This window comes from Actinacidiphila rubida, assembly GCF_900110255.1.
GTDB lineage: Bacteria > Actinomycetota > Actinomycetes > Streptomycetales > Streptomycetaceae > Actinacidiphila > Actinacidiphila rubida.
In genome coordinates, this window is the sequence record NZ_FODD01000019.1 from 151,659 (window position 1) to 169,779 (window position 18,121).

The window sequence follows — 18,121 nt, forward strand, 5'->3', positions numbered from 1 at the left end:
GGGCTTCGAAGGTGGGCGGGTCGATCGTCACGACCGAATGTGCCCGATCATGTCGTCTTTTCTCCGCACGAACGAGTGAATCTGCCCAAGCAGGACCGTTTTTGCGCACACATGCCTGCTTACGCTCTCCTCATGGTCAGTTCATCGCACGAGGCGATGCACCGGATCTTCCAGGAAGATCCCGGCATCTTCGCCCGTACCTTCGAGCGCCTCGGCATTCCCTTCACGGAACCCGTGGCGGTCTCCCTGCTCCCCACCGATCTCACCGAGATCAAGCCGCTGGAGCGCCGGTTGGACACCCTGCTCCAGGTGGAGACGGCCGACGGCGGGAGTTACCTCCTGGCCGTCGAGGCGCAGGGCAGGAAGGACCCCGACAAGCACAGCAGTTGGGCGTACTACCTGTCGTACCTGTATGCCAAGTACCGCTTACCGCCCCTGCTTCTCATCGTCTGCCAGGACGAGGCGACCGCGCAGTGGGCCACGATCCCTTTCCACCTCGGGACACCGATGTGGCGCACGCTCACCCTGCGGCCGCTGGTCCTGGGGCCACACAACGTTCCGATCGTCGCCGACGTGGCGTCCGCGGCCGAGGACATTCCCGTGGCGGTCTTCTCCGTGCTCACCCACAGTAGACATCCGCAGGCGGATACGATGTTGAGGGCACTGTCCGGGGCTCTCAGGAAGGCCGATCCCGACACGGCCGACCTCTTCAAGGAACTCACCGAACTCGGTCTGGGCACGAGCCCGGCAGCAGCGATCTGGAGGGATCTCATGGCCATCCCCACCTCCTTCTTCCGTTCCGAGACGGCGGAGAAGGTCCGTGAAGAGGGCCGTGTTCAGAGCCGGGCGGAAGACACGCTGACTGTCCTGGAGAAGCGCGGGCTTTCCGTCAGTGGCGAGGTGCGCGAGCGGATTCTCGGGTGCACGGATGCCGAGGTCGTCCGGCGGTGGTTCGACCTGGCCATCACGGTCGAATGCGCCGAGGACGTGTTCGGCGACGAGTGACGTGCCGGCGGACGGGCCCGGGGGAGCGCGCTCCCGGGCCCGGCCGCCGGGCCGTTCAGCTCAGGCGGTCCAGCACGCGGAAGCGTTCGAGGACGACGGGGGTGGCGTCGGTGACGGTGAAGCCGGGGTCGCCCAGGATCTCGCGCATGGGCGCGCTGGTGAAGAAGCGTTCGTGGCCCGCGCGCCACGTCTCCAGGGACGTGTCGCCCTCGCCCTCGTCGACCGCGTGCGCGAGGTCCACCTCGCCGATCGGGACCACCCGCACCTCGGTCGTCTCGATCACGGCCACCGGCCGCCCCGCCGAGTCGATCACGGCGAACCGCGCGCCGGCCTCGGGCAACGCCTCGCCCTCCGCCTCGTAGGCGGCCAGCAACCCCGTCGTCGACGTCTTCGCGCCGCTCAGGATCGCCCCCACCAGCTTGTCCCGCAGCGGCCCCGGGAATGCGAACTCGGCCACGGGCAGCCCCGCGATGTCCTCACTCATGTGGGGGACTCTAGGCGCCCCGATCGCGCCGGCTCCACGCGTTTCCGTCAGGGCGTCAGGGCGTCACGCCGCCGTGGTCAGCAGGACATCGGGCTCGAGGCGGTTGCGTTCGTCCAGCCACACCGTCATGCCCGCACACACGAGGAAGGCGTCGGGCTCGCCTTCGGCTGGAGCGGCGATCAACTGGGACTTCAGGCGGCTGTGCCACAACCGCTGGGGACCCCGCAGGACCAGCGAGCCGTCCAGTACCTCGATGTGACGTGGGGCGTCGGGGAGTCGGTCCAGGTCACCGGCCCGCCAACCGTCCGGGCGGGGCGGCGGAGTCCACAGGTGCGGGCTGAGCACGGGCCGTACGGCAGCGGCCGCGGCGCGGGCGCCCGCGGCTCTTCGCCACGGCGGCGTAACACCGGGGTCGTAGGGTGGGCCCCTGCAGCACCGCGGCAGACGGCCACTCCATTGCCGTACCGCCGAGCGGAGCGGCCCCGCGTTGCCTCGCGACGCGGCGCTCGTTGAGCGACTATGGGTGTCAACAGGCCCGGACCCCAAAAGGGTGGGCATACCCCCGAGGAAGATCCGGTATGCGCCGATCGGGCGACTTCTTCTCCTCCCGCAGCATCTATTTTTTCCGATCATGTAAGAGGAGCCGCTCGTGGGGCATACCCTGACTGAGGTGAACGACTCACCCGCAGCGCCGTCCGAAGATCCTTCCGGCGGGCCGGCCGAGGTCACGCGCGAGGTCATCGCGCGCAGCGCCGCCGCGCCAGGCAAGGCCGCCCGCAGCGCGGGCCGGCCGAGCGGAATCCGGACGGACCCGAGCGCCGACCCCGTCCCGGCAGGCGAGAGCGCGACCGCACCCGGCGGCGTCCCCGCCCCGGAGGGCACGCCCGCCCTGCCCGACCCCCTCCGCGCCGAGCTCGTCGCGTTCCGCCGCGACCTGCACCGCCACCCCGAACTCGGCCGCCAGGAGTTCCGGACCACCGAGAAGGTCAGGGCACGGCTGGCCGAGGCGGGGCTGGAACCGCGCGTGCTGCCGAACGGGACCGGACTCGTGTGCGACATCGGCGCCGACGACCCGGCCCGCGGCCGGCTCGCGCTGCGCGCCGACCTGGACGCGCTCCCGGTCCCGGACACCAAGCAGGTCGAGTACCGCTCCACCGTCGAGGGCCGCGCCCACGCCTGCGGGCACGACGTGCACACCAGCATCGTGCTGGGCGCCGGCCTGGTGCTCGCCGAGCTCGCGGCGCAGGGGCGGCTGCCCCGGCCCGTCCGCCTGGTCTTCCAGGCGGCCGAGGAGGTCATGCCGGGCGGTGCGCTCGACGCGGTGAAGGCCGGTGTGCTGGACGGGGTGGAACGTATCCTCGCCCTGCACTGCGACCCCAAGGTGGACGTCGGCAGGATCGGCCTGCGCCACGGCCCCATCACCTCGGCGGCCGACAAGCTCAAGCTCGCGCTGGACGGCCCCGGCGGGCACAGCGCCCGCCCGCACCTGACGACCGATCTGGTGATGGCCGCGGCCAAGCTCGCCACCGAGCTGCCGGCCGCGCTGAGCCGCCGGGTCGACCCGCGCTCGGGACTGAGCGTGGTCTGGGGCCGGATCGAGGCCGGGCACGCGGCGAACGTCATCCCGCAGCACGCCGAACTGGAGGGCACGGTCCGCTGCCTGGAGCTCGGGGCGTGGCACGACGCGCCGGACCTGGTGCACGAGGTGATCGACCAGATCGCGTCGATCTACCGGGCCAAGTGCGAGATCACGTACCAGCGCGGGGTGCCGCCGGTGGTCAACGAGGGCACGTCGACGGAACTGCTGCGGGACGCGATGACCGCCCGGTTCGGGGCGCACGCCATCGAGGACACCGAGCAGAGCCTGGGCGGCGAGGACTTCTCGTGGTACCTGGAGCACGTGCCCGGCGCGCTGGCCCGCCTCGGGGTGCGCCCGGTCGGCGACACCGCCAAGCGGGACCTGCACCAGGGCGACTTCGACGTGGACGAGGGCGCCATCGCGGTGGGCGTGGAGCTCCTGACAGCGGCCGCGCTGCTGTCGTGAACGGGAGCCGAAGCCGGTTCTGAGCCGGGGTCGAACCCGGGTCAGAACCGGAGCCGCATCCGGAGCCGCACCCGGGCCCAACCCGGAGTCGCACCGCAGCCGGCCGCACCCCCCCGGAGGGGCGTGCGGCCGGCGCATGTGACGGACGTTGCAGCGCTGTTGTGGCCGGAGTGGCGGCACCGCGGTCCCGGACGTGGCACCTTTGTCGTGACGGAGATGCCCCCCGCTCGGGTGGGCTGAGCAGCCCTCCTGACCGGCGTCGTCGCGGCTCGCGGACGCCGGGTGACGCACCGACCACGGGTGCTTCACCTGGCCGAAATGCGTCGATCCGATAACGGGTCTTCATTCGGTCTTTACCTGACATCTACGCGCGTTAAGCTCCGGGCTTAGCCAGCGCCGGACGGGGCGCTTCCGACTGAAGGGGACCCTCTTGCGCCGGGTATCCAAGATCGCTGCCGCGGGCGTGGTGTCCGCGGCCCTCGCGATGACCGCCACCGCGTGCGGCAGCAGCTCCAGCTCCGACAGCAGCAGCGGCGGCAACAAGGGCGTCGGCATGGCCTTCGACGTCGGCGGTCGCGGCGACCACTCCTTCAACGACTCCGCCGCGCGCGGCATGGACAAGGCCGACAAGGAGTTCAACCTCGGCCACAAGGAGCAGACCGCCAGCAACGGCGAGACCGAGTCCGACCGCGAGCAGCGGCTGGACCTGCTGGCGGGTGCGGGCTACAACCCGGTCGTCGCGGTCGGCTTCACCTACGGCGACGCGGTGAAGAAGATCGCCGCGAAGTACCCCAAGACCACCTTCGGCATCGTCGACTCCGTGGTCGACGCGCCGAACGCCGACAGCATGGTGTTCTCCACCGAGCAGAGCTCCTACCTCGCCGGTGTGGCCGCGGCCCTGAAGTCCAAGACCGGCAAGGTCGGCTTCATCGGCGGTGTGCACAACACCCTGATCGGCACCTTCCAGGCCGGCTTCGACCAGGGCGTGAAGGACACCAAGCCGTCCGACACGGTCACCGACCAGTACCTGTACGAGACCGACACCAAGGGCTTCAACGACCCGACGTCGGCGCAGGGCAAGGCCCAGGGCATGCTCGACAACGGCGTGGACGTCATCTACACCGCGGCGGGCCTCTCCGGTGACGGCTCGATCCAGGCGGTGGCGGGCAAGCCCGGCGCCTGGGCGATCGGTGTCGACTCCGACCAGTACCAGGACGCGGCGCTGGCGAAGTACAAGAACAGCATCCTCACCTCGGCCGTCAAGAACGTCGACGTGGCCGTGTACGACCTGATCAAGTCGGTCCACGACGGCAAGCCGAAGGCCGGCACCAACGCCTACGACCTGAAGACCGGCGGTGTGTCGCTGGCCACCTCCGGCGGGTTCACCACCGACATCCAGGCGCAGATCGACGCCGCCAAGGCGAAGATCGTCTCCGGTGAGATCAAGGTCAAGTCGACCCCGTGACCCGGAGTTGAGTGAACAGGTGTGACCGAGAGGCTCGGCGGGGGTGGCTGAAGCACCCCCGCCGAGCCTCCGCTTGCGTGGCGATCGGATCACGCTACGCGCGTAGAGACACCTTTCCGCGATACCTTCACCCCCACCGCCAGAACCACCCCGCCCCGAGCCTTTCCCCCGAGGAGAGTGCGCCATCAACGCGTCCACGAGTCCACCCGCCGTCGAACTGCGCGGCATCACCAAGCGCTTCCCCGGCGTCGTCGCCAACCACGACATCGAGATCACCGTGCGCAGCGGCACCGTGCACGCTCTCGTGGGCGAGAACGGCGCCGGCAAGTCCACGCTGATGAAGATCCTCTACGGCATGCAGAAGCCGGACGAGGGCACCATCGCCGTCAACGGCGAACAGGTGACCTTCGGCGACCCCGGTGACGCCATCGCCCGCGGCATCGGCATGGTCCACCAGCACTTCATGCTGGCCGACAACCTGACCGTGCTGGAGAACGTCGTCCTGGGCAGCGAGAAGCTGTACGGGATCGGCTCCAGGGCGCGGGCGAAGATCCAGGAGATATCCGACGCCTACGGCCTCGGAGTCCGCCCCGACCTGCTGGTCGAGGACCTCGGCGTCGCCGACCGGCAGCGCGTGGAGATCCTCAAGGTCCTCTACCGGGGCGCGCGGATCCTCATCCTCGACGAGCCGACCGCCGTGCTCGTCCCGCAGGAGGTCGACGCGCTCTTCGACAACCTGCGCGAGCTCAAGGCCGAGGGCCTGACCGTCATCTTCATCTCGCACAAGCTCGGCGAGGTGCTGTCGGTCGCCGACGAGATCACCGTCATCCGGCGCGGCACCACCGTCGGCAACGCCGACCCGGAGCACACCACCACCAAGCAGCTCGCCGAGCTGATGGTCGGCAGCGAGCTCCCGTCGCCGGAGACCCGCGAATCGACCGTCACCACCGAGCGGATGCTCACCGTCGACGGGCTGCGGCTCGCCGAGGTGGACCTCGACGGCGTCGAGCGCATCGTGCTCGACGCCATCGGCTTCACCATCCACAAGGGCGAGGTGCTCGGCATCGCCGGTGTGGAGGGCAACGGCCAGGCGGAACTGGTCGAGACGATCATGGGCATGCGCGTGCCGGACGGCGGCACCGTCGTCCTGGACGGCGAGGACATCTCCCGCGTCCCCACGCGCAAGCGCCGCGAGGACGGCATCGGCTACATACCCGAGGACCGCCACCGGCACGGGCTGCTGCTGGAAGCGCCGCTGTGGGAGAACCGCATCCTCGGCCACGTCACCGAGCGGCCCAACAGTAAGGGCTTCCTCATCGACACCGCGGCCGCGCGCCGCGACACCGAGCGGATCGTCGCCGAGTACGACGTGCGCACGCCCGGCATCGAGGTCACCGCGGCCTCGCTGTCCGGCGGCAACCAGCAGAAGCTCATCGTCGGGCGGGAGATGAGCCACCTGCCCAAGCTGCTGATCGCCGCCCACCCCACCCGCGGTGTGGACGTCGGCGCGCAGGCGCAGATCTGGGACCAGATCCGCCAGGCGCGCCGCGAGGGCCTGGCCGTGCTGCTGATCTCCGCCGACCTCGACGAGCTGATCGGGCTGTCCGACACCCTGCGGGTCATGTACCGGGGCAGGCTCGTCGCGGACGCCGACCCGGCGACCATCACCCCCGAGGAGCTGGGCTCCGCCATGACCGGCGCGGCCACCGGCCACCTGGAACACGACCAGCACGCTGAGAACGCTGCGACCGCCGCGACCGCCGAGAACGCCGCAGACTCCGACAACGGCGACGGGACCGGCACCCTGTCCGCCGCGTCCGGGGGAGAGGACCGATGAAGAAGTTCGACAAGGACCGGGTGGTCCTCGGTGTGGCCGCCCCGGTGCTCGCCGTGGTCGGTGCGCTGATCGTCACCGCCCTGGTGATCCTGGCCACCGGCAAGGAGCCGTTCACGGCCTTCCGGGTCATGATCGACTACGGCGACAAGACCGACAGCCAGGTCTACATCCTCAACAAGGCCACCACGTACTACCTCGCGGGTCTCGCGGTCGCGGTCGGCTTCCGGATGAACCTGTTCAACATCGGCGTGGACGGCCAGTACCGCCTCGCGGCGTTCTTCGCCGCCGCGGTCGGCGGCGCGATGTCCCTCCCCGGCGTCATCCAGTTGCCCGTCGTGATCCTGACCGCCATGGCGGTCGGCGCGCTGTGGGCCGCGATCGCCGGCGTCCTCAAGGTGACCCGGGGCGTCAGCGAGGTCATCTCCACGATCATGCTGAACTCGATCGCGGGCATCGTGATCGGCTACTTCCTGCAGGGCGGCAGACTCGGCGTGCTCGACAAGAGCGCCAACATGGTCTCCACCAAGCCGCTGCCGTCCTCCAGCCACCTGTTCAACTTCAGCACCAGCGGCGGCGCGGTCGACGGCTTCATCATCTTCGCGGTGCTGGCCGGCGTCCTGTACTGGTACGGCCTGTCCCGCACCCGCTTCGGCTTCGACCTGCGCGCGGTCGGCCGCTCGCAGTCCGCGGCCGAGGCGTCCGGCGTCAACGTCAAGCGCATGGTCGTCACCAGCATGCTGATCTCCGGCGCGATGGCCGGCCTGGTCGGCATGCCGACGCTGCTGAACGAGTCCTACGACTACGGCACCGACTTCCCCGTCGGCATCGGCTTCACGGGCATCGCGGTCGCCCTGCTCGGCCGCAACAACCCGGTCGGCGTGGCCGTCGGCGCCCTGCTCTGGGCCTTCCTGGAGCGCGCCTCCAACGGCCTGGAGTTCGAGGGCTACGACAAGGAGATCGTCGGCGTCATCCAGGGCGTCATCGTCCTGGCCGTCGTGATCGCCTACGAGGTCGTCCGCCGCTACGGCATCACCCGCCAGCAACGCCAGGTCGGCGCGGAACTCGCGGCCGCCGGCATTCCGAAGCAGCAGGAGGTCGCGGCGTGAGCGACGCACGCGAGGCCACCGGCCTTGGGACGGACGGAAACCGGCACCTTCGCCTCGCGGGCGGAGAAGCGAACGAGGAGACGCTGTGAGCGCCACGCAGACCCAGACTCCGCCGCCGGCCGCCGCGCCGCGTGTCGGCAAGCCCCAGACGAGGCGGCTGAGGTTCACCCCGAGCGTGGTCCTGCTGGTCATCGCCGCGGGCCTGGTCCTCGTGGCCGCGGTCCGCGCGATCACCGGCGCCAACGACGTCACCTCCGCCGGGCAGATCGCCGGCGCCCTGTCGAGCGCGGTGCCGATCGGCCTGGCCGGCCTCGCCGGCCTGTGGTCGGAGCGGGCCGGCGTGGTCAACATCGGCCTCGAGGGCATGATGATCCTCGGCACCTTCTTCGGTGCCTGGGCCGGCTGGCAGACCGACCCGTGGGTGGCCGTCCTGGCGGGCGTCCTCGGCGGCGCGGCAGGCGGCCTGGTGCACGCGATCGTCACCGTCACCTTCGGCGTCGACCACATCATCGCCGGTGTCGCGATGAACATCCTGGCCGCGGGCGTCACCGCCTACCTGGCCAAGAAGCTGTTCACCGGCGGCGAGGCCGCACAGAAGGGCGGGACGCCCAAGCAGTCCCCGCCGATGGACGACATCAAGCACTTCACGGTGCCAGGACTGTCGGACTGGCTGAACAGCGTCGAGAAGCACCACTGGTTCCTGGTGTCCGACCTCGCCGGCATCATCGGCGGCTTCGTCACCAACATCTCGTCGCTGACGCTGCTGGCCATCCTGCTGTTCGCCGGCACGTTCTTCGTGCTGTGGCGGACCTCGTTCGGGCTGCGCCTGCGGTCCTGCGGCGAGAACCCCGTCGCGGCCGAGTCCCTCGGCGTCAACGTCTACCTGTACAAGTACCTGGCCGTGATCATCTCCGGCGCGCTGGCCGGCCTCGGCGGTGTCTTCCTGGCCATCCAGACGCACTTCTACCTGGCCGGGCAGACCGGCGGCCGCGGCTACATCGGCCTCGCCGCGATGATCTTCGGCAACTGGCGGCCCGGCGGCCTGGCCATGGGCGCCGGCCTGTTCGGCTACGCCGACAGCCTCCAGCTGCGCAACGGCGGCTCCTCCGTGCACGCCCTGCTCCTGCTGTTGGCGGTCCTGCTGCTCGGCATGGCGATCTGGAAGTTCCTGCGCGGCGCCCGGATCAGCGCGGTCGTCGCGCTGGCCTTCGCCGTCCTGCTGGCGGTCTGGTACATGACCACCGACGTGGTGCCGGACGAAGTCGTGCAGGCCACCCCGTATGTGGCGACACTTCTGGTGATGGGCCTGTCCGCCCAGCGGCTGCGGATGCCGAAGGCGGACGGCCTGCCGTACCGGAAGGGAGCAGGCGGGTGAGCGATCCCGCTGCCGTGGACTGGGAGGCGCTGCGCCGCGCCGCCCGGGAGGTGATGGAGCGGGCCTACGCGCCCTACTCCCGCTTCCCGGTCGGCGCGGCCGCGCTGGCCGACGACGGCCGCGTCGTCGTCGGCTGCAACGTCGAGAACGCGGCCTACGGCGTCGCGCTGTGCGCCGAGTGCGGCCTGGTCTCCGCGCTGCACGCCTCGGGCGGCGGCCGCCTGGTCGCCTTCACCTGCGTCGACCTGCGGGGCAACACCCTGATGCCGTGCGGGCGCTGCCGGCAGCTGCTGTGGGAGCACGGCGGCCCCGGCCTGCTGGTCGACACGGTGCGCGGTGTGCGCACGATGAACGAGGTGCTGCCCGACGCCTTCGGGCCGGACGACCTCGACCGCTGACGTTCACCCCGCGGGCGGCAGAGGGGGCCGGGCCCGGCCTTCCGGGGCCGGGGGCCCGCCCGGGCCTCCGGGCCTCCGCCCGCGGGGGGCGCGCCCTGATCCACCGTGCCGCCCGCGGGCGGCCGAACCGCCTACGATGACCGGCCACGCCGACCGGCGGAGCCGACCGCCGACCGCCGACCGCGATAACCCGAGGAACTGCCTTTCATGGACGCCATCTCCGTCATCCGAACCAAGCGCGACCGCGGCCGCCTCAGCGACGAGCAGATCGACTGGGTCATCGACGCGTACACCCGCGGCGCGGTCGCCGACGAGCAGATGTCGGCGCTCGCCATGGCGATCCTGCTCAACGGCATGGACCGGGCCGAGATCGCCCGCTGGACCGCCGCGATGATCGCCTCCGGCGAGCGGATGGACTTCTCCCGCCTGACCCGCCCCACCGCCGACAAGCACTCCACCGGCGGCGTCGGCGACAAGATCACCCTGCCGCTGGCGCCGCTCGTGGCCGCGTGCGGCGCGGCCGTGCCGCAGCTGTCCGGCCGCGGCCTCGGCCACACCGGCGGCACCCTCGACAAGCTGGAGTCCATCCCCGGCTGGCGCGCGACCCTCTCCAACGAGGAGATGCTGTCCGTCCTCGACGAGGTCGGCGCGGTCGTCTGCGCGGCCGGCGACGGGCTCGCCCCCGCCGACAAGAAGCTGTACGCGCTCCGTGACGTCACCGGAACGGTCGAGGCCATCCCGCTGATCGCCTCGTCGATCATGTCCAAGAAGATCGCCGAGGGCACCGGCTCGCTCGTGCTCGACGTCAAGGTCGGCTCCGGCGCGTTCATGAAGTCCCTGGAGGACGCGCGCGAGCTGGCCGCCACCATGGTCGGCCTCGGCACCGACCACGGCGTGCGGACGGTCGCGCTGCTCACCGACATGTCCGTGCCGCTCGGCCTCACCGCGGGCAACGCGCTCGAGGTCCGCGAGTCCGTCGAGGTGCTGGCCGGCGGCGGGCCGGCCGACGTCGTCGAGCTCACCCTCGCGCTCGCCCGCGAGATGCTGGACGCCGCCGGGCTCACCGACGCGGACCCCGCGAAGGCGCTGGCCGACGGCTCGGCGATGGACGTGTGGCGGCGCATGATCCGCGCGCAGGGCGGCGACCCGGACGCGGCGCTGCCGGTCGCGCGCGAGACGCACGTCGTCACCGCGCCCGCGTCCGGCGTGCTCACCGGACTCGACGCGTACGCCGTCGGGCTCGCGGCGTGGCGGCTCGGCGCCGGGCGGGCGCGCAAGGAGGACGCGGTCCAGGCGGGCGCGGGCGTGGAGCTCCACGCGAAGCCCGGCGCGACCGTCGTGCAGGGCGCGCCCCTGCTGACCCTCCACACGGACACGCCCGAGCTCTTCGCGTACGCGCTGGAGGCGCTGGACGGCGCGTTCACCATCGCGGCGGCCGGTTCCGGGTTCAGCGCGGGTCGGCTCATCCTCGACCGGATCGCCTGAGGCCCGCAGCCCCAGTCCCGGGCTGCCCGGGGCGGCCAACGGGGTGCCCCCGGGGCTGATTCGGCGTCTGACGGTTCGCCGTGGTTCCTCGCGCTGGGGGCACCTCCCGGCCGAAGGCTGGGGGACCTCGCGCCCCTGGCGGTGCAGGTTCGTGGGTGGGGTCAGGGGCCACTCCGGGAGTGTCTCCTCGAGCTTTGCATGGCGGCTTTTTCCGTCAGGGTGCCCGGGGCCTTGCAAAGCTCTGCGGGGACACACCCGGATCGTCCCCTTCCGCGCCGCCCCCGGGTGGCGGGGGGACACAGTGGTTGAGGTGAGGAAGGTGGAGAGGATGAGCGGGCGGATCGACCAGGAGCTGATCGAGGCGGCGGCGGAGGTCGCGCGGACCCGGTGCCGGGGCGACCAGCACACCATGGCGGCCGCGGCCCGGGCCCGGGACGGCCGGATCTTCACCGCGGTGAACGCCTACCACTTCACCGGGGGGCCGTGCGCCGAGCTCGTCGTCCTCGGCACGGCGGCCGCGCAGGGTGCCTACGAGCTGGACACGATCGTGGCCGTGGGCGACCGCGACCGCGGCGTCGTCCCGCCCTGCGGCCGCTGCCGCCAGGTCCTGCTGGACTACTTCCCGGACCTCCACGTCATCGTCGGCCCGGCGGACGTCCGGCCCGTCGCCGACCTGCTCCCCGCCACGTACGTCTGGTCCGACCACCAACTCCCGGAACAGGACACCTAGTTCGGCCCGTGGTGGGTATACGGCACCCGTGGCCGGGTCACCGGTCTTTGAGGGGGCAGGCGTGGACGGGTCGGACGTGGTGCGCGGGAGCCGGGGCATCGGGCGCCAGCAGCGCAGGGATCAGCGGACCGAGGAGCGGGGCCGGCGCAGAGCCGCGGCCCGGACCGTGGCGAAGTGGACCGGGCGGGCCGCACCGCTCGGGGCCACCTACGACGGCGCGGGCACCAACTTCGCGCTGTACTCCAGCGTCGCGGACCGCGTGGAACTCTGCCTGATCGACGACGGCAGGCACGAGACCCGGGTGGAGCTCACGGAAGTGGACGGCTTCATCTGGCACGCCTACCTGCCCGGTGTGGGCCCCGGGCAGCGGTACGGCTACCGGGTGCACGGCCCGTACGATCCCGGCAGCGGTCACCGCTGCAACCCGGCGAAGCTGCTGCTGGACCCCTACGCCAAGGCGATCGAGGGCCAGGCCGACGGCCACGAGTCGCTGTTCGGCTACCAGTTCGCCGATCCCGGGGTCCGCAACACGGCGGACAGCAGGCCGCACGCCATGCTCTCCGTCGTCGCCGACGAGGAGTTCGACTGGGGCGGCGACCGGGCGCCGGGCCACTCGTACCACGAGTCCGTCATCTACGAGGCGCACGTACGGGGCCTCTCGATGCGCCACCCGGGCGTGCCGCCGGAGCAGCGCGGGACGTACGCGGGGCTGGCTCATCCGGAGGTGGTCGGTCATCTGACGCGACTGGGCGTCACCGCCGTCGAGTTGATGCCGATCCACCAGTTCGTGCAGGACGGGCACCTGCTGGACCGGGGACTGTCCAACTACTGGGGCTACAACACGGTCGGCTTCTTCGCGCCGCACAACGGGTACGCGTCGTCCGGCGGGCGCGGCGGGCAGGTCGCCGAGTTCAAGTCGATGGTCAAAACGCTGCACGCCGCCGGGATCGAGGTGATCCTCGACGTGGTCTACAACCACACCGCCGAGGGGAACCACCTGGGCCCCACCCTCTCCTTCCGCGGCATCGACAACCCCGCCTACTACCGGCTGGTGGACGACGACCCGGCGCACTACTTCGACACCACGGGCACCGGCAACAGCCTCCTGATGCGCAGTCCGCACGTGCTGCAGCTGATCATGGACAGCCTGCGGTACTGGGTGACCGAGATGCACGTGGACGGCTTCCGCTTCGACCTGGCGGCCACGCTGGCACGGCAGTTCCACGAGGTGGACCGGCTGTCCGCGTTCTTCGACCTGGTCCAGCAGGACCCGGTGGTGAGCCGGGTCAAGCTGATCGCCGAGCCGTGGGACGTCGGCGAGGGCGGGTACCAGGTGGGCAACTTCCCCCCGCTGTGGAGCGAGTGGAACGGACGCTACCGGGACACCGTGCGCGACTTCTGGCGGACCTCCGGCTCCGTCCTGCCCGACCTGGCCTCGCGGATCGCCGGTTCCTCCGACCTGTACCAGGACGACAGCCGCCGGCCCCGCGCCTCGGTCAACTTCGTCACCTGCCACGACGGTTTCACCCTGCGCGACCTGGTCTCGTACAACGACAAGCACAACGAGGCCAACGGCGAGGGCAATCAGGACGGCGAGAGCCACAACCGGTCGTGGAACAGCGGCGCGGAGGGCGGAACCGAGGACGCCGAGGTGCTGGCGCTCAGGGCCCGCCAGCAGCGCAACCTGCTCACCACGCTGCTGCTCTCGCAAGGCGTGCCGATGATCTGCCACGGCGACGAGATGGGCCGCACCCAAGGCGGCAACAACAACGCCTACTGCCAGGACAACGAGGTGTCCTGGGTGGACTGGGACCTCGACGCCGACCGTCGCGGCCTGCTCGACTTCACCTGCCGGCTCATCGCGCTGCGCCGCAGCCATCCCGTCTTCCGGCGGCGCCGCTTCCTGCGGGGCGACCCGGACGGCACCGGGCGCGGGGACGCGGTGTGGCTCACTCCGGGCGGGCGGGGGATGCGCGACGAGGACTGGCAGCGGGCGGACGCCCACGCGGTCGCGCTGCTGCTCAACGGCGAAGCCGTGGCCGAACCGGGCCCGCGCGGTGAGCGGATCGTCGACGACTCGTTCCTCCTGCTGCTCAACTCCCACTGGGCGCCGGTGGACTTCGTCCTGCCCCACCGTGCCTACGGCGAGCGGTGGCGCGTCGTGGTGGACACCGCGGAGGAGCCGGACGCCGTGGACGAGGCCGAGATCAAGGCCGGCGGCACGGTCCCGGTGGCGGCCAGAACCGCCGTCCTGCTGACCCGGCCCCACGCCGGTACCGGCGGGCTGGCCCGCCGTGCGTGGGCGAACGCCGTCCGCAAGCGGCGCCCGGACCAGAGCGCGTCCCGGTGACGGGCCGGCCGGCCGACCGCCCGCCCGCTGCCGCCCGGCGAACCCTCAGCCGCGGCTCCGAAGAGCCGCGGGCGCGGCCAGCGCGAGGGCCGCGAAGGCGACCGCGGCCGCCGCGGGCCACCCGCCGTGGTGGTAGAAGGACGCGGCCGCACTGCCGCCGACGCTGTTGCCGACGTAGTACGCCGTCAGGTACAGCGCCGACGCCTGGGCGCGCCCGGCCGTCGCGGTGCGGCTGACCGCGCCGGAGGCGACCGAGTGGCCGGTGAAGAAGCCCGCCGTGATGAGGACGAGGCCGAGGAGGATCACGGGGAGGGGCGCGGCGAGGGTGAGGAGGAGGCCGCCGGCGCACAGGGCTAGGGCGACGGCGAACGCGCCGCGGCGGCCGATGCGGGCCTGCAGCGTGCCGGACGCCGCGGACGTCCCGGTGCCCACGAGGTAGACCAGGAACACCGCGCCGATCGCGGTCTGCGAGAGGTGGTACGGCGCCGCGGTCAGCCGGTAGCCGAGGACGGTGTAGACCGCGCCGAACACGGCCATGAACAGCAGGCCGAGCCCGTACAGCCGGCGCAGCCGCCCGTCGCCGAGGTGGCCGCGGACGGTGCGCCACAGGGCGGCGGGGTGGACGGGCCCGGGGGTGAAGTGGCGGGCGGGCGGGGCGAGCAGGCGGAACGCGACGGCGCAGGCGAGGGCGGTCAGGCCGACCGCGAGGAGGGCGGTCCGCCAGCCGTAGACCTGGGCGAGGGCGCCGCCGGCGACCCGGCTGCTCATGCCGCCGATGGAGTTGCCGGCCACGTACAGGCCGATCGCCGAGGGGACCGCGGAGGGGTGGACCTCCTCGGCGAGGTAGGCCATCGCCGTGGCCGGGAGGCCGGCCAGTGCCAGGCCCTGCGCGGCGCGCAGGACGACCAGGACCGTCAGGTTCGGGGCGAACGGCACCGCGAGCGCGAGCGCCGACGCGCCGAAGACGGAGGCGGTCATGACCGGGGTGCGCCCGTACTTCTCGCTGAGCGCGCTGATCGGCAGCAGCGCGACCGCCAGCGCGCCGGTGGACGCCGTGACGGTCAGGCTGGCCTGCGCGGGGGACAGGTGCAGGCCGGTGGACAGGGCCGGCAGCAGGGCCTGCGTGGAGTAGAGCAGCGCGAAGGTGGCCAGTCCCGCGGCGAACAGCGCCAGATTGGCCCGGCGGTAGGCCGACGTCCCGGCGCGCAGCCGGGTGTCGGCGTCGGCTCGGGTGCCGGCGCGGGTTCGGGCGGCGTCGCGGCGGGTGGGCGAGGCCGCTCCGGTACTGGCGGAGGTCATGTCCCGACCGTAGGACGGCCTCTTCCATGCGTCCAATGCATGAGGGCGGCATGATTGATGCGGACAGGTATGAGGCGAGGTGACGAGGGGTTCCCTGGTGGACGACGAGACGGCACGGACCGGCGCGGAGCTGGCCCCGGACGCCTGGGCCGCGCTGCTCGCGCCGCGCCTGGCGCAGTTCGCGGCGGTCGCACGGCACGAGCATGTGACGCGTGCCGCACAGCAGTTGGGCATGCCGCAGCCGACGCTGAGCCGGTCGCTGGCCCGGCTGGAGGCCGACCTGGGAGTGGCGCTGTTCGCCCGGCAGGGGCGCGCGGTGCGGCTGACCCGGGCGGGGGTCGCGTTCCGCGACGCGGTGGAGCGGGCCCTCGCGGAGGTGGAGCGCGCCGCCGAGTCCGTGCGGTTGGAGGCCGATCCGGGATCCGGGCGGATCGCGTTCGGCTTCCTGCACACGCTCGGCTGGGAGACGGTGCCGGGGCTGCTGCGGGAGTTCCGCGCCGATCATCCGCGCGTGCGGTTCCAGCTGGTGCAGACGTACGGGGAGGCGATGCTGGAGCGGCTCCGGGCGGGCGCGCTCGACCTGTGCCTGACGTCGCCGCTGCCCGACGAGCCCGGGCTGGTGGTGCGGCGCCTGGACGAGCAGCGGCTGCGGCTGGTGGTGCCGGCCGGGCACCGGCTGGCCGGGCGGCGCAGGGCCCGGCTGGCGGAGGTGGCGTCGGACCCGTTCGTGACGCTCGAACCCGGCTACGGGCTCCGGCGGATCACCGACACCCTCTGCGCGGAGGCGGGGTTCGCGCCGCGGATCGCGTTCGAGGGCGAGGAGGCGGAGACGCTGCGCGGCCTGGTGGCCGCGGGTCTGGGCGTCTCGCTGCTCCCACCGCCCGCGGTGCCGCGCCGCGGGGTGACGGAGCTCGACGTCGTCGGCCAGCGCGCGGTGCGGGAGATCGGGCTGGCCTGGCTCGACGGTCAGCCGGACGCGGCGCCCGTCGCCGCGTTCAAACGCTTTTTGCTGTCGCGTGCGGGCCGGTTGCTGCTCGGCGCCCAGGGGGGCGCATCCTGAGCCGTCCACCGGCCGGTGGGTGTTCTCGGCCGGCGGGGTGCCCCGCGCTGCGCGCTGCCGTCTGCGGGTCTCGTCGTGGTTGTTCGCGTTGGGGGCACCTCCCGGCCGAAGGCTGGGGGACCTCGCGCCCCTGGTGTGCGTGCCCTTTGTCCGTGGGGTCGGGGGCGCTCCGGAAGCGTCTCCTCGGAAATGTGCATACGGGTTCGTACGTATCGGCACCCGGGGGCCGCGCACATTTCTCTGCGGGGAGCACTTCCTCCCCACCCCCTCACCTCACACACCGTGCGGCGGGGGACATGGACACAGCCAATGTCCTCCCGCAGACGGGGACGGGCCGGAGGGGGACGATCCGGGTGTGTCCCCGCAGAGCTTTGCAAGGCCCCGGGCACCCTGACGGAAAAAGCCGCCATGCAAAGGTCGAGGAGACACTCCCGGAGTGGCCCCTGACCCCACCCACGAACGTGCACCGCCAGGGGCGCGGGGAACTGCGCGAGCAACCACGACGAGACCGGCAGACGGCAGCGCGCAGCGCGGGGCACCCCGGATGCCGCAGGGGCGCGGGGTCCCCCAGCCTTCGGCCGGGAGGTGCCCCCAACGCGAGCGACCACGACGAGACCGGCAGACGGCGACGGCGAGCAAGGGGCTGGGCGAGTCCGGATGCGCCAGGCCGGCGTCAGCGTAGCTTCAAGCGCGAAGGGAGCGGCCGAAGCCGGAGGCGAGCGGCATGCGGAGGCCGAGGGGAGGGGGGGCCGCGAGCGCGTCGGCGACGGGGCGGGCGAAGGGGCGGTCCAGGAGGTTGCCGAGGACGAAGTCCGTGGTGAGGGCGAAGACCTCGGCGCGGTGCTGGTGCAGGCCGTGCCCGTCCGAGTGGACCTCGAACCTGCACACCTCCCGGTTGACCTTCTTGATCCGCTCGGCGAGGCGGTACGAGAGCTCCGGCACCGTCGAGTCGTCCTCGGTGCCGTGCGCGATCAGCACCTTGCGGCCGATCAGCTGCTTGACCGGCTCCGGTTCGGGACCGCCCGGCAGCCACGGCGCGAGCGCCACCACCGAGGTGACGGCGGGGTGCGCGGCCGCGTGCAGGGCCGCCCGCGCGCCCATGTCGACGCCGACCAGGCACACCGGCACGTCCCCGTACCGGCGCACGGCCTCGCCGACCGCCCACTCGGCATCCTCCGCGGGGTGGGCGTGCCCGCCGTTCCACCCGCGGAAGCGGTAGTGGACGACGTGCGCGGCCAGTCCGTCCTCGTGACCCTCGCGCACCAGGTGCCGGGCCAGCGGCCAGATCGTGGCCGCGGCCAGCGGTGAGCGCCGCCGGGTGCTCAGCGCGTCGCCCCCGGGCAGCGCCAGCACCACCGCGCGCACCGTCGCTCCGGTGTGCGCGTCACGCTGTCGGGGCCCGGGCACCAGACCGGCGGCCACCTGCCGCCCCAGTCGCGCGCCACGCGCCGGTAATGCTTGCGAAGCCATGTCGCAACCTTGG

At 72.3% G+C, this 18,121-nt stretch carries 15 protein-coding genes; 11 read left to right on the plus strand and 4 right to left on the minus strand.

The features are described 5' to 3' along the window. The first annotated feature begins 132 nt into the window (after positions 1-132). Positions 133-1,005 carry a hypothetical protein gene (locus tag BMW99_RS20190; RefSeq protein ID WP_069461923.1) on the plus strand — a complete coding sequence of 291 codons (873 nt, stop codon included), beginning with the start codon at positions 133-135 and terminating at the stop codon, positions 1,003-1,005. A gap of 55 nt (positions 1,006-1,060) precedes the next feature. Here the strand turns inward: BMW99_RS20190 and BMW99_RS20195 are convergent, their stop codons facing one another. Together BMW99_RS20195 and BMW99_RS20200 are read right to left on the minus strand one after the other, a co-directional pair. Next, on the minus strand, positions 1,061-1,489 hold the full coding sequence (locus tag BMW99_RS20195; RefSeq protein WP_069461920.1) for an ASCH domain-containing protein: 429 nt from the start codon (positions 1,487-1,489) through the stop codon (positions 1,061-1,063). 63 nt (positions 1,490-1,552) lie between these two features. Beyond that, on the minus strand, positions 1,553-1,834 hold the full coding sequence (locus BMW99_RS20200; protein ID WP_069461919.1) for a PDDEXK family nuclease: 282 nt from the start codon (positions 1,832-1,834) through the stop codon (positions 1,553-1,555). Between the two features lie 544 nt (positions 1,835-2,378). On the opposite strand from BMW99_RS20200, the gene BMW99_RS20205 reads away from it, so the two are divergent. The 9 genes from BMW99_RS20205 (at position 2,379) to glgX (ending at position 14,279) form a co-directional block, all read left to right on the plus strand. Further along, positions 2,379-3,533, plus strand: coding sequence for a M20 family metallopeptidase (locus BMW99_RS20205; RefSeq protein ID WP_075017282.1), 1,155 nt, complete (start codon positions 2,379-2,381; stop codon positions 3,531-3,533). Between the two features lie 430 nt (positions 3,534-3,963). Continuing rightward, positions 3,964-4,998 carry a BMP family lipoprotein gene (locus BMW99_RS20210; protein ID WP_075017272.1) on the plus strand — a complete coding sequence of 345 codons (1,035 nt, stop codon included), beginning with the start codon at positions 3,964-3,966 and terminating at the stop codon, positions 4,996-4,998. A gap of 184 nt (positions 4,999-5,182) precedes the next feature. Then, positions 5,183-6,835, plus strand: coding sequence for an ABC transporter ATP-binding protein (locus tag BMW99_RS20215; protein ID WP_069464806.1), 1,653 nt, complete (start codon positions 5,183-5,185; stop codon positions 6,833-6,835). Continuing rightward, positions 6,832-7,941: an ABC transporter permease gene (locus BMW99_RS20220; protein ID WP_069464804.1), complete on the plus strand. Its 1,110-nt coding sequence runs from the start codon at positions 6,832-6,834 to the stop codon at positions 7,939-7,941. Before BMW99_RS20215 ends, BMW99_RS20220 begins: the two co-directional genes overlap by 4 nt. Before the next feature lie 85 nt (positions 7,942-8,026). Next, a complete protein-coding gene (locus BMW99_RS41790) occupies positions 8,027-9,316 on the plus strand; it encodes an ABC transporter permease (RefSeq protein WP_069464803.1) in 1,290 nt (429 codons plus the stop codon). Continuing rightward, entirely contained in the window at positions 9,313-9,714 is a 402-nt protein-coding gene (locus BMW99_RS20230) for a cytidine deaminase (protein ID WP_075017273.1), read from the plus strand. Before BMW99_RS41790 ends, BMW99_RS20230 begins: the two co-directional genes overlap by 4 nt. A gap of 207 nt (positions 9,715-9,921) precedes the next feature. After that, positions 9,922-11,199, plus strand: a complete 1,278-nt coding sequence (locus tag BMW99_RS20235) for a thymidine phosphorylase (protein ID WP_069464802.1) — start codon at positions 9,922-9,924, stop codon at positions 11,197-11,199. Between the two features lie 328 nt (positions 11,200-11,527). Further along, positions 11,528-11,929 (plus strand): cytidine/deoxycytidylate deaminase family protein, encoded by a 402-nt coding sequence (locus BMW99_RS20240; RefSeq protein WP_069465629.1) that lies wholly within the window; start codon positions 11,528-11,530, stop codon positions 11,927-11,929. A gap of 166 nt (positions 11,930-12,095) precedes the next feature. After that, on the plus strand, positions 12,096-14,279 hold the full coding sequence (gene glgX / locus BMW99_RS20245) for a glycogen debranching protein GlgX (RefSeq protein WP_079138753.1): 2,184 nt from the start codon (positions 12,096-12,098) through the stop codon (positions 14,277-14,279). Between the two features lie 45 nt (positions 14,280-14,324). On the opposite strand, the gene BMW99_RS20250 is transcribed toward glgX, so the two are convergent. Next, on the minus strand, positions 14,325-15,578 hold the full coding sequence (locus BMW99_RS20250; protein ID WP_075017274.1) for an MFS transporter: 1,254 nt from the start codon (positions 15,576-15,578) through the stop codon (positions 14,325-14,327). Positions 15,579-15,657: 79 nt separating this feature from the next. On the opposite strand from BMW99_RS20250, the gene BMW99_RS20255 reads away from it, so the two are divergent. Continuing rightward, positions 15,658-16,638 carry a LysR family transcriptional regulator gene (locus tag BMW99_RS20255; protein WP_069465652.1) on the plus strand — a complete coding sequence of 327 codons (981 nt, stop codon included), beginning with the start codon at positions 15,658-15,660 and terminating at the stop codon, positions 16,636-16,638. Positions 16,639-17,322: 684 nt separating this feature from the next. Here BMW99_RS20255 and BMW99_RS20260 read toward each other — a convergent pair. Beyond that, positions 17,323-18,108 (minus strand): dienelactone hydrolase family protein, encoded by a 786-nt coding sequence (locus BMW99_RS20260; protein WP_075017275.1) that lies wholly within the window; start codon positions 18,106-18,108, stop codon positions 17,323-17,325. Between the last annotated feature and the right edge of the window lie 13 nt (positions 18,109-18,121).

Bases quoted from the DNA above. Each gene is read 5' to 3' on its own strand.
- BMW99_RS20190 (WP_069461923.1), top strand. From the start codon at position 133: ATGGTCAGTTCATCGCACGAGGCGATGCACCGGATCTTCCAGGAAGAT.
- BMW99_RS20195 (WP_069461920.1), bottom strand. From the start codon at position 1,489: ATGAGTGAGGACATCGCGGGGCTGCCCGTGGCCGAGTTCGCATTCCCG.
- BMW99_RS20220 (WP_069464804.1), top strand. From the start codon at position 6,832: ATGAAGAAGTTCGACAAGGACCGGGTGGTCCTCGGTGTGGCCGCCCCG.
- BMW99_RS20235 (WP_069464802.1), top strand. From the start codon at position 9,922: ATGGACGCCATCTCCGTCATCCGAACCAAGCGCGACCGCGGCCGCCTC.
- BMW99_RS20240 (WP_069465629.1), top strand. From the start codon at position 11,528: ATGAGCGGGCGGATCGACCAGGAGCTGATCGAGGCGGCGGCGGAGGTC.
- BMW99_RS20250 (WP_075017274.1), bottom strand. From the start codon at position 15,578: ATGACCTCCGCCAGTACCGGAGCGGCCTCGCCCACCCGCCGCGACGCC.
- BMW99_RS20260 (WP_075017275.1), bottom strand. From the start codon at position 18,108: ATGGCTTCGCAAGCATTACCGGCGCGTGGCGCGCGACTGGGGCGGCAG.